Origin of the sequence: Derxia lacustris, assembly GCF_002105195.1 — a bacterium.
Taxonomy (GTDB): Bacteria; Pseudomonadota; Gammaproteobacteria; order Burkholderiales; family Burkholderiaceae_E; genus Derxia; species Derxia lacustris.
In genome coordinates this window covers 1-10,523 of record NZ_MUHU01000019.1, presented here as the reverse complement: position 1 = coordinate 10,523, position 10,523 = coordinate 1, and the positions used below count along the sequence as shown (strand labels likewise).

Annotated in this window: 11 protein-coding genes; 2 read left to right on the top strand and 9 right to left on the bottom strand. The window is 69.1% G+C overall.

Annotation, left to right across the window (positions count from 1 at the left end; genetic code table 11):
* Positions 1-409: 409 nt before the first annotated feature.
* The 7 genes from panD to B9P64_RS15160 all read right to left on the bottom strand — a co-directional run bounded on the left by panD (position 410) and on the right by B9P64_RS15160 (position 6,565).
* Positions 410-793 carry an aspartate 1-decarboxylase gene (gene panD / locus B9P64_RS15190; protein WP_085316931.1) on the bottom strand — a complete coding sequence of 128 codons (384 nt, stop codon included), beginning with the start codon at positions 791-793 and terminating at the stop codon, positions 410-412.
* Between the two features lie 11 nt (positions 794-804).
* Complete coding sequence (gene panC, locus B9P64_RS15185; RefSeq protein WP_085316930.1) at positions 805-1,653, bottom strand: pantoate--beta-alanine ligase; 849 nt, start codon at positions 1,651-1,653, stop codon at positions 805-807.
* Positions 1,654-1,666: 13 nt separating this feature from the next.
* Positions 1,667-2,497, bottom strand: coding sequence for a 3-methyl-2-oxobutanoate hydroxymethyltransferase (gene panB, locus B9P64_RS15180; RefSeq protein ID WP_085316929.1), 831 nt, complete (start codon positions 2,495-2,497; stop codon positions 1,667-1,669).
* A gap of 77 nt (positions 2,498-2,574) precedes the next feature.
* A complete protein-coding gene (locus B9P64_RS15175) occupies positions 2,575-3,213 on the bottom strand; it encodes a deoxynucleoside kinase (RefSeq protein WP_085316928.1) in 639 nt (212 codons plus the stop codon).
* 52 nt (positions 3,214-3,265) lie between these two features.
* Positions 3,266-3,826, bottom strand: a complete 561-nt coding sequence (gene folK, locus B9P64_RS15170) for a 2-amino-4-hydroxy-6-hydroxymethyldihydropteridine diphosphokinase (protein WP_085316927.1) — start codon at positions 3,824-3,826, stop codon at positions 3,266-3,268.
* A 22-nt stretch (positions 3,827-3,848) separates the two neighbouring features.
* Positions 3,849-5,903, bottom strand: a complete 2,055-nt coding sequence (gene pcnB, locus B9P64_RS15165; RefSeq protein ID WP_085316926.1) for a polynucleotide adenylyltransferase PcnB — start codon at positions 5,901-5,903, stop codon at positions 3,849-3,851.
* Entirely contained in the window at positions 5,900-6,565 is a 666-nt protein-coding gene (locus B9P64_RS15160) for a histidinol-phosphatase (protein WP_085316925.1), read from the bottom strand. Before B9P64_RS15160 ends, pcnB begins: the two co-directional genes overlap by 4 nt.
* 142 nt (positions 6,566-6,707) lie before the next feature.
* On the opposite strand from B9P64_RS15160, the gene B9P64_RS15155 reads away from it, so the two are divergent.
* On the top strand, positions 6,708-7,736 hold the full coding sequence (locus B9P64_RS15155; protein WP_085316924.1) for a hypothetical protein: 1,029 nt from the start codon (positions 6,708-6,710) through the stop codon (positions 7,734-7,736).
* 12 nt (positions 7,737-7,748) lie between these two features.
* Here the strand turns inward: B9P64_RS15155 and B9P64_RS15150 are convergent, their stop codons facing one another.
* Positions 7,749-8,411, bottom strand: a complete 663-nt coding sequence (locus B9P64_RS15150) for an HdaA/DnaA family protein (protein WP_235840016.1) — start codon at positions 8,409-8,411, stop codon at positions 7,749-7,751.
* Entirely contained in the window at positions 8,408-9,520 is a 1,113-nt protein-coding gene (locus B9P64_RS15145; protein WP_085316922.1) for an AI-2E family transporter, read from the bottom strand. Before B9P64_RS15145 ends, B9P64_RS15150 begins: the two co-directional genes overlap by 4 nt.
* 272 nt (positions 9,521-9,792) lie before the next feature.
* On the opposite strand from B9P64_RS15145, the gene purM reads away from it, so the two are divergent.
* On the top strand, positions 9,793-10,523 hold a 731-nt coding region (purM, locus tag B9P64_RS15140), incomplete at its 3' end, for a phosphoribosylformylglycinamidine cyclo-ligase (RefSeq protein WP_085316921.1).

Below are 10,523 nucleotides of genomic sequence, written 5' to 3'. Positions count from 1 at the left end.
CCCGTGTGAAAGTAGGTCATCGTCAGGCTCCTCCTCTGAAAGGGGCGACTCAACTCTGAGTCGCCCCTTTTGCTTTGCCATCTCTTCTCCTCTCATTTATCCCTCTCCTTCCCCGCCTATTCAGAACCTCAGGGAATACCTTCTGAAACCATCCCCAAATCCTAAAATGCAACAGGCCAACTCCTCAATTAACGGGGCGTTGATTGATTAGGGTATGGCGCGGGAGCAGGCGGCTCGGCTCCAATCGACTCGAGTGTGCGGACGAACATGGTGCGAAAGGCAGATGCATATAGGCAGGCTCTCAGCGAATGGACAGGCGCGGTTAGGGGAGCCTCTCCGCTGAAGCTCCACAGCTACGCTATCGCTTGAGACATGCAAGTCTGAGCATGAGCACCGGTCGACGGTGCGGTCACAACCCGGGCTGTACGGGAATGTGGCTCCGGGTGCTCTTGATCCGGTTGGCTTCGTCGACGAATACCAGCTTGGGCTGAAAGCCTTCCAGCTCGGCTTCGCTCAACTGTCCGAAGGCCGCGATGATCACCAAGTCACCGACACAGGCGCGGCGAGCAGCCGAGCCGTTGATGCTGATGGTGCCGCTGCCCCGCTCGGCGCGGATCGCGTAAGTGCTGAAGCGCTCGCCGTTGTCGATGTTCCAGATGTCGATACGCTCGAATTCGCGGATGCCTGAGGCTTCCAGCAGGTCGTCGTCGATTGCGCAGGAGCCTTCGTAATGCAATTCGCATTGCGTGACGGTGGCGCGGTGGATCTTGCCGGTGAGGAGGGTGCGCAGCATGAAATGCCTCGTCAGATTTCCAGATTGTCGATGAGCCGGGTCGCGCCAAGCCGAGCGGCGGCCAGCACCACGAGCGGCTCGCCGGCCGCGTTTTCCTGAGCGCTGGGCGCGAGCAGATTGCTGCGCTTGCGAATGGCGATGTAGTCGGGCTTCCAGCCCGCCCACGCCAGATGCTGCATGGCCGAGGCCTCGATGCGCGGTAGCGCGGCGGGATCGTCGCGGCTCGCAAGCGCCTTTTCCTTGACGTCGTTGAGCACGCGATACAGGCGCGGCGCCTCGGCGCGCTCCTCCGGGCTCAGATAGCGATTGCGCGAGGACAGCGCGAGGCCATCGCCATCGCGCACGGTCTCCGCGGCGACGATTTCGGTCGGCAGCGAGAACTGGCGCGCCATGCGCCGCACGATCATCAGCTGCTGGTAATCCTTCTTGCCGAACACCGCCGCGCGCGGCTGCACGCAGGAGAACAGCTTGAGCACGACCGTGGTCACGCCCTGGAAGAAACCGGGGCGGAACTCGCCTTCGAGGATGTCCGCCAGATTGTGCGGCGGCGCCACGCGGTACTCCTGCGGCTCCGGATACATCACCTGCTCATCGGGCGCGAAGCACACGTAGACGCCTTCACGCTGGAGTTTCTCCAGATCGTCGTCGAGGGTGCGCGGGTACTTGTCGAAGTCTTCGTTGGGGCCGAATTGCAGCCGGTTGACGAAGATGCTGGCCACCACCGGATCGCCGTACTGGCGCGCGATGCGCATGAGGCTGAGGTGGCCGGAATGCAGATTGCCCATGGTGGGCACGAAGGAGGTGCGGTTCTGGCCTTGCAGCTGGGAGCGCAGTTCCTCGATGGTGCGGACGACTTTCATCGGGTCGGATCGGTCAGAAACAGTGTTCAGCGGCCGGAAAGGCGCGCGATTTTACGGCGTCGCGATAGCGCTCGACGGCGTGGCGGATGCTGGTGGCGCCGTCCATGAAGTTGCGGACGAAGCGGGGCTTGCGGCCCGGGAAGACATCGAGCATGTCGTGCAGCACGAGTACCTGGCCGCTGCATTGCGGACCGGCACCGATGCCGATGGTGGGGACGCGCAGTTCGGCGGTGATCCGTGTGGCGAGCGCGGCCGGCACCATTTCAAACAGCACCATGGCTGCGCCGGCGTCCTGCAGCGCGAAGGCATCGGCGCGCAGTTGCGCCGCGCCGACATCGCCCTTGCCCTGCACGCGATAGCCGCCAAGCACATGCACCGACTGCGGCGTGAGGCCGAGATGGGCGCAGACCGGGATGCCGGCGCGCACGAAGGCGCGCACCGTGGGCGCGAGCCATTCGCCACCCTCGACCTTGACCATGTGCGCGCCGGCCTGCATGAGCTTGACCGCATTGGCCAGGGCGATGTCGATGCCGCCGTGGTAGCTGCCAAAGGGCAGATCGGCGATGAGCCAGCTGTTGCGGTTGCCGCGTGCCACGCAGGCGGTGTGGTAGGCGATTTCATCGACCGTGACCGGCAGCGTGGAATCGCGGCCCTGCACGACCATGCCAAGCGAGTCGCCGATCAGCATCGCATCGATGCCGACGGCGTCGATGAGGGCGGCATAGCTGGCGTCGTAGCAGGTGAGAACGGTGATCGGTTCGCCCTTCGCATGCAGATCGAGCAGGCGGGGCAGGGTGACGGGCTTGCGTTCCGTCGCTGCGGATGACTGGGGATGGGCGCTCATCGCGGACTCCCGGTTGAAGCGAGCCGCGCAGCATACACGTCGGTATCTTGCGGCGCAGCAACGCGGGCCGAGGGTTTCTACTCGGCGCGGTTGAAGAACTCGCGCTGGCCGCGCATCGCGCCGATGCGGCTGAGAAACAGCTCGAAATCGGCGTCGGAATCGACCGGGTTGAGATGCTCGGTATTGATCATGAGCAGCGGTGCGGCGTCGTAGTGATGGAAGTAGCTGCCATAGCTGTCGGACAGCGCGCGCAGGTAGGCATCGTTGATGGCGGTTTCCATCGCGAGGCCGCGCCGGTTGATGCGCGCGAGCAGGGTCTCGGGGCTGGCCTGCAGATAGACGACCAGGTCGGGCGTGACGGTCTGGGCGCGCAGGCCGGCGTAGACCTGCTGGTAAAGCTGGAATTCGTCGTCGTCGAGGGTGAGGCGGGCGAACAGCGGATCCTTGTCGAGCAGGAAATCGCTGACGACCGGCCGCTGGAGCAGATCGGCTTCGGCGGCGGCGAGCTGGCGCAGGCGCTGGAACAGGAAGCTCAGTTGCGTCGGCAGGGCGTAGCGGCTGGCGTCGCGGTAGAAGCGTTCGAGAAAGGGATTGGTCTCGGGCGTTTCGAGCAGCAGATCGGCGTTGAGATGCGCTGCGAGGCGGCGCGCGAGCGTGGTCTTGCCGACGCCGATCGGGCCTTCGACGACGACGCGGCGGAGCTTGGCGGTTTCCATGAGGGCGGCTTTCTCGTCGGGATTGCGTGGGCTGCGCAGATGGGCGCCGAGGCTAGGACGTGATGCCGACGCTGGGCAGGACGAGCGGCAGGGCGGTCGGCAGCGCCGGCTGGCCGGTGAGCGCGGCGAGCAGATCGGCAACACGGCCGTGACCGGCGATGGTCAGCTCGGGTGCAATTTCGGCGAGCGGGCCGAGCACGAAGCGGCGCTCATGCGCGCGCGGATGCGGCAGCTGCAGATGGCTGCCGTCGGCGACGGTCTCGGGCTGCCAGTCGTAGTTGCCGTCGGCGACGAAGCTGAGCAGCAGGTCGAGGTCGAGGGTGCGCGGGGCGTTGCGATAGGGCCGTTCGCGGCCGTGGTCGAGCTCGATGGCTTGCAGCCGCGCGAGCAGGTCGTGCGGCGTGCGCGGCGTGGCGAGGATGAGCACGGCGTTGCGGTAGTCAGGCCCGCTGGAATCGACCGGCGCCGAGGTCCAGATGCGCGAGGCGGCGACGAGTTGCGCGCCGGGATCGGCGAGCAGGGCGGCGGCGGCATGGCGCAGCGCGCCGTCGGCATCGCCGAGGTTGGCGCCGAGGCCGATGACGGCGCGGCGTTGCGGTGGGGTGGCGAGCATGGCGGCGGTGGCTGGCGCCGGATCAGTCGGGCGTGTCGCCGCCGGCCGGGGCGATGTCGGCGGCGGCTGCGTCGAGCGGGCTGCCGGCCTTGCGCGGGCTGCGGCGGCGCCGACGCTTGCGCGGTGCGTCAGGCGTGTCGCCGGCTTCGGTGGCGGATTCGGTGGTTTCAGCGGCGGGCGCGGTGGCCGTGTCGGCGTCGGCTTCGGGCGCCGGGCGGGTGAAGCGCACGTCCTCTTCCGCCTCGCCGTCGGCATCGGCGGCCGGTTCGCCGAGGTCGCCGGCTTCGCGCACCGCAGGCTTCTTGCGGCGGCGCTTCTTGGCAGCCGGTGCGGCGGGCCCGCCGCCAGCGCGCTCTTCGGCGGCGGCCTGCTCGATCAGGTCTTCACGGCCGGCGCTGTCGGCATCGGCGAAGGCGGTCCACCAGTCGGCCAGCGCCATCGGCAGTTCGCCGGCTTCGGCGCGCAGCAGGTAGAAGTCGTAGCCGGCGCGAAAGCGCGGCTGTTCCAGCAGGCGGAACGGATTGCGGCCGTTGCGGCGCTCGAAGCGCGGTTGCAGCGACCAGATTTCCTTCATGTCGGCGACGAAGCGGCGCTGGATCGCGAAGCGCTCGAACTGGGTCGCAAGCACTTCGTCGGCGGCGGCGAACAGCGCCGGGATCGCGGCCAGGATCTCGCCGCGGCTGCCGTCCATGTGCGCCTTCCAGAGCGCATTCACGTCGGGCCAGAGCAGGGCGGCAAACAGGAAGCCGGGCGAGGTCGGCTTGTCGGCCTTGACGCGCGCATCGGTGCTGGCGAGCGCCAGGCCGACGAAGCGCTCGGCGGCGTCGGAGGCGTCGGTGCTGTCGAGCAGCGGCAGCAGGCCGCGATGCAGGCCGGCGCCGCGCAGGCGGTGAATGGCGTCGGCCGCATTGCCGCAGAACAGCAGCTTGAGCATCTCGTCGAACAGCCGCGCCTGCGGCACGTTGGTGACGAGATCGGCCAGCTCGGCGATGGGTGCGGCGGTCCGCGCGTCGAGCTCGAAGCCGAGCTTGGCGGCGAAGCGCACCGCGCGAAGCATGCGCACCGGGTCTTCGCGATAGCGCGTGGTGGCGTCGCCGATGATGCGCAGGCGGCGCGCGCGGATGTCGTCGACGCCGCCGTGGTAGTCGAGCACGGTCTCGTCGCTCGGGTCGTAGAACATGGCGTTGATGGTGAAGTCGCGCCGCGCGGCGTCCTCCCATTGCTCGCCGAAGACGTTGTCGCGCGTCAGCCGGCCGTGCTCGTCGACCGCGCGGGTCTGCGCCACCGGCGCCTGACGCCGTTCGCGGCGCCGGCCGCCCTGCGATTCATGGCCGTGCGACTCAGTGGATTGCGCGGCCGGTTCGGCCTCGGCGACCTCGCCGGTCGGGTCTTCGGCCTCGGCCGGCGGCGTGAGCGCGCGGAAGGTCGACACCTCGACGATCTCGCGGCCGAAGCCCACATGCACGATCTGGAACCGCCGCCCGATGATGCGAGAGCGCCGGAACACCGCATGCACCTGCTCGGGCGTGGCGTCGGTGGCGACGTCGAAGTCCTTGGGATTGGCGCCCGAGAGCAGGTCGCGCACCGCGCCGCCGACGATGTAGGCGGCATAGCCGGCGTCGTGCAGCGTGAGCGCAACGCGGGTGGCGTAGGTCGGAATCTGGCGCACGTCGATGCCGAGATCGCGACCGGAATAGATGCGCGGCGCACGCGGAATGCCGTCGGGGCCGACCAGCGGATCGCCGCCGGGCGCCGGGCGCTTGCGGGTGCTGCGGTCGTCCTGCGGCGCGGCGCCGTCGTCGCGGCTGCGGCGCGGCGCGCGCGTGGCACTGGCTGCGGCGGGAGCGGCGTCGGCGGGCAGCGTGGCGCGGCGGGCGGTGCCCGGCAGCGTCGGCGGTTCGACCGCGCCGTGGCTGCGCCGGTAGGCGGCGCGGGCGGCCGATTCGGCGAGCGGATCGTCTTCGGGCGCGGCCAGCGCATCGTCGACGGGATCGGTGGCGGCCGGCGTGGCGCCGCGCCCCGAGATCCGGCGGATCAGGCCGCCGAGAAAACCGGAAGGAAGAAGCTTTTTGATCATCTGAACAGTTCGATCACCGGCCAGCCTTCGGCCAGTGCGTGAGCGCGCAGGCGCCCGGACGGATTGACGGCGACCGGCCGGCGCACCCGCTGGAGCAGCGGCAGGTCGTTGGCCGAATCGCTATAGAAGGTGGAGTCGTCGAAGCTCGACCAGTCGAGCCCGCGCGCTTCCAGCCAAGCTTCGGTACGGGCGATCTTCCCGTCCTTGAAGCAGGGCGCAAGGCTGATTTCCCCGGTGAAGCGGCCGTCGCGCTCGTCGAATTCGGTGGCGATGAGTTCGGCTATGCCGAAGGCGCGCGCGATGGGCCGGGTGATGAAGCTGTTGGTGGCGGTGACGACGGCGCAGAGATCGCCGGCATCGAGATGGCGCCGCACCAGATCGAGCGCTTCGGGGCGCAGGTTGGGCGCGATCACTTCCTGCATGTAGCGCGCATGCAGCGCATCAAGCTGGGCGCGCGGCAATTGCATCAATGGCCGCAGCACGAAACGCAGGAATTCGAAGATATCGAGCGTGCCGTCGTTGTATTGCTCGTAGAAACGGTCATTGGCGATGCGGTATTCCTCGGCGTCGACAATGCCCGTTCGCACCAGGAATTGGCCCCATTCGTAATCGCTGTCGATGGGGAGGAGGGTGTGATCGAGATCGAATAGCGTAAGGTTCATCGCCGCCGGACGGGACGTAATCGCAAAAGACGGAAGTGCGGATTGTAAGGCACCGACGCATGCGCCCCGGACCGCCGCCGGCGCCCGCAGCAGGCAGGGGGAGACACCCCGAGCAACGCGCAGCACACCTCCACTCCAAGTCATGAAAATCCTGATCGAAACGGCCATTGCCGGCCGGCTTGTCGTGCCCCGCGCGGGCCGCAGGCTGGGCCGCGATGGGCTGCTGGGCGTGATCGCAGCCGTGGTGCTGGGTCTGGCGCTTGGCTATTCGATGGCGCCGACGCCCGTGACGGCGCACGCCGCAAGCCACGTCGCGCCGCCGATGGCGCCACGCACGCCGCATGCCGGCGCGCCGGTGGCGCCGCTGCCGGGCCTGTCTGCCGGCGCGCCGGCACCAATCGATTCGGCGGCGCTTTATCGCGCAATGCTCGGCTCGACCAATTTGCGCGCATTTGTCGCCGAGGCGAAACGGCAGCCGGAAATCGGCGGCTATTTCTATGCGCGCCAGGCATTGCGGCTTTGCGCATTCCAGAATTTGCCGGAAGGCCGCAGCGCCGCCGATTCGCGCCGATATGTGCATGGCGAAAATCCCGCCGCCTATTCGCGCCGAATGCAGGCGATCGACCGATTCGAGCGGCGTTGCGCCGGATTTGCGCCCGGCGAGGCGGCGGCTGCGCTCGACGGCATCGAGGCGGAAGGCGCGCGCGCCGGCGATGCGCTGCTCGGCACGCTCGACCGGCTGGCGCGGGGTGGCCGGCGCTGGCGCGACGGCAACGATGCAAGCGCCTGGACCGATGCGCTGGCGGCGGCGTTTGCAAGCGGCGATGCGTTGCTGTGGGATGCCGACGCGCTGCCGGCGCTGCTGGCGGCGCGCGACGGCGCGGTCTGGTTCGAGGGCGTGCGCTATGCCGGCGCGGGCGCCTTCGAGCTGATGCAGGCGGCGCTGATGCTGGTGGGCTGCGGCCTCGGCAGCCCCTGCGACGAGCGCGATCCGCTGGTGGAAAACGCCTGCCTGTCGGGCGACGACTGTCTGGCGCGGCGCGAGGCGGTGGTGGCGCTGCGCGTGGCCGACGGCGATGCGCAGCGCATGGCGCAAATGCTGGCGCTGCGCGACCGGCTGCTGCGCGCGATCGCCGACGGCAATGTGGCGGCCTTCATGCCGCGCGGCTGAGCGGCGCGCGCGTCAGCCCGGGCCGGCTTCGTCTTGGTCTGCCGCGCCGTCCTCGCTGCGCGCGACCCAGCTGCGCACCAGCGGCAGGGTGATCGCGCGCCGGGTTTCGAGCGCATAGCGGTCGAGCGCGTCGAACATGCGCATCAGCGAGCCCAGATCGCGCGCGAAATGCGTGAGCAGATAGCCGATCACGTCGTCGCCGATCTCGGTGCCGCGTGCCTTCGCCGCTTCGGCCAGCGCCAGCCGCTTGTGCGCATCGTCGAGCGGATGCAGCTGATAGACCAGCCCGGCCGCGAGCCGGGTGCGCAGGTCTTCGCGCATGGCCTTGCCGCCGCCGCCCAGCGCGCGCGGCGGACAGGCGCCGGCCACGACCAGCGCCGGACCGCCGATGACCGCCTCGTTGTAGGCGTCGAACAGCCGGGTCTGCTCGCGCTTGCCGGCGCGGTCCACGTCGTCGGCGGTCACCAGCTCGGGATGCTGGCGCTTGAGTGCCGCGAGCAGATGGCTCTTGCCCGAGCCCGACGGGCCCCAGAAATACAGCACGCGCGGAAAGTCGAGCCGGCGCAGCCGGTCGAGCAGCTCGGCATTGGCGCCCGCGATGAAGTTGTCGAGCGTCGGCTCGCGCGCGGGCAGGAAGTCGAGGGTGTACTGGCGCGGTTGCATGGGCGAGTTCAATCGGGCGCTCCGTCGTGTGGCCGGGCCAGCACGATGCGATCGCCGCCGTGGTAGAGCGGGCTGTCGAAGTAATGCCGCAGCAGATGCTGCATGCCCACGGCCAGCACCGCCGACACCGGCAGCGCCACCAGCACGCCGACAAAGCCGAACAGCTGGCCGAAGGCCATGAGCGCAAAGATCACCGTGATGGGGTGCAGGCCGATGCGCTCGCCCACCAGGCGCGGCGTGAGATAGAAGCTCTCGATCAGCTGGCCCAGGCCGTAGACCACGCCGATGCCGACCAGCCCGGTCCAGCTGCCGAATTGCAGCAGCCCCGACAGCAGCGCCAGCACCAGCCCGAGCGAATAGCCGATGTAGGGCACGAACACCAGCAGCCCGGTGATGATGCCGACCGGCAGCGCCACGTCGAGCCCGGTAAGCATGAGGCCAACGCTGTAGAAGGCCGCGAGCGCCAGCATCACCACGATCTGGCCGCGCAGGAACTGCGCGAGGACCGCGTCGACCTCGCGCGCCAGGCCGGTCACGCGGCTGCGCAGCGGCAGCGGAATGAGCCGCGCCGTCTTGCCGACGATCAGGTGCCAGTCGAGCAGCAGATAGAACAGCACCACCGGCACCAGCGCGAACAGGCCGACCGCGCCCATCACCTTGCCGGTGCCGATGCGCAGCGAATCGAACACGCTGCGATAGATGCTGTCGCCGCTCTCGGCCAGCTTCTCGGACAGAAAGCTGCGCGCGGTGTCGAGATCGAAATTCACCTGCACATCGAACCAGCGCGCCAGCAGCGGCGTGAGATGGGTGTTGAGCCGGTCGAGCAGCTGCGGCAGCTTGGCCGACAGCGCCGTGCCCTCGCTCACCAGCACCGGCACCACGATCAGCACCAGCGCCACGCCGACCAGACCGAGTGCCAGGATCATCAGCAGCACCGCCAGCGGTCGCGGCAGGCGCTGGCGCACCAGCCAGCCCACGCCGGGCTCCAGCATGTAGCCGAGCACGCCCGCCATCACGAAGGGCGTGAGGATCGGGCCGAGCATCCAGAGCAGCAGCAGCGCGACGAGCGCGGTGCTGCCCCAGGGCAGGATGTGGCGGGCGCTGATTCGGGCGTCGGGCATCGAGGGCGGAGTCGGGGGAGGAGGGCCGTCTTGCGACAGGCGGCGCGGCGCAGGCGGCGGGGCGGTCGGGCGGCGTTGGTAAACTGCGCCGCCGCGTTCGCCAAACCGCGCGGCAGCCGCCCTTGCCGGGCGCCGGCAGCTTGCCGGACCGGCACCGGAGCCGCCGGTCGGCGCCGCCCGATTCTACTGAACGCTCCCGCCGCCAACTCCCGTTACCGCGGCAATGCCCGCCGGCCGGCCGCCGTCCCTCCCGCATCGAAATCGCCCGCACCATGTCCGAACCGCTCCAGCCCGCCACTCCCGCCACCGAATCGCTGTCGTACAAGGACGCCGGAGTCGACATCGACGCCGGCGACGCGCTCGTCGAGCGCATCAAGCCGCTGGCAAAACGCACGCTGCGCGAAGGCGTGCTCGCCGGCATCGGCGGCTTCGGCGCGCTGTTCGAGGTGCCCAAGCGCTACCAGGAGCCGGTGCTGGTCAGCGGCACCGACGGTGTCGGCACCAAGCTCAAGCTCGCGTTCCAGCTCAACAAGCACGACACCGTCGGCCAGGATCTGGTCGCGATGAGCGTCAACGACATCCTGGTGCAGGGCGCCGAGCCGCTGTTCTTCCTCGACTACTTCGCCTGCGGCAAGCTCGACGTGGACACCGCCGCGACCGTCGTCGGCGGCATCGCGCTCGGCTGCGAACTGGCCGGCTGCGCGCTGATCGGCGGCGAGACCGCCGAGATGCCCAGCATGTATCCCGACGGCGAGTACGACCTGGCCGGCTTCGCGGTCGGCGCGGTCGAGAAGAGCAAGATCATCGACGGCAAGAGCATCGTGCCGGGCGACGTGGTGCTCGGCCTGCTGTCGAGCGGGCCGCATTCCAATGGCTATTCGCTGGTGCGCAAGATCATCGAGCGCGCCGCGCCCGACCTGGACGCCGATTTCCACGGCCAGCCGCTCGGCCACGCACTCATGGCGCCGACGCGCATCTATGTGAAGTCGGTGCTCGCCGCGCC

Bases quoted from the DNA above. Each gene is read 5' to 3' on its own strand.
- panD (WP_085316931.1), bottom strand. From the start codon at position 793: ATGCTGCGCACCCTCCTCACCGGCAAGATCCACCGCGCCACCGTCACG.
- panC (WP_085316930.1), bottom strand. From the start codon at position 1,653: ATGAAAGTCGTCCGCACCATCGAGGAACTGCGCTCCCAGCTGCAAGGC.
- panB (WP_085316929.1), bottom strand. From the start codon at position 2,497: ATGAGCGCCCATCCCCAGTCATCCGCAGCGACGGAACGCAAGCCCGTC.
- B9P64_RS15175 (WP_085316928.1), bottom strand. From the start codon at position 3,213: ATGGAAACCGCCAAGCTCCGCCGCGTCGTCGTCGAAGGCCCGATCGGC.
- folK (WP_085316927.1), bottom strand. From the start codon at position 3,826: ATGCTCGCCACCCCACCGCAACGCCGCGCCGTCATCGGCCTCGGCGCC.
- pcnB (WP_085316926.1), bottom strand. From the start codon at position 5,903: ATGATCAAAAAGCTTCTTCCTTCCGGTTTTCTCGGCGGCCTGATCCGC.
- B9P64_RS15160 (WP_085316925.1), bottom strand. From the start codon at position 6,565: ATGAACCTTACGCTATTCGATCTCGATCACACCCTCCTCCCCATCGAC.
- B9P64_RS15155 (WP_085316924.1), top strand. From the start codon at position 6,708: ATGAAAATCCTGATCGAAACGGCCATTGCCGGCCGGCTTGTCGTGCCC.
- B9P64_RS15145 (WP_085316922.1), bottom strand. From the start codon at position 9,520: ATGCCCGACGCCCGAATCAGCGCCCGCCACATCCTGCCCTGGGGCAGC.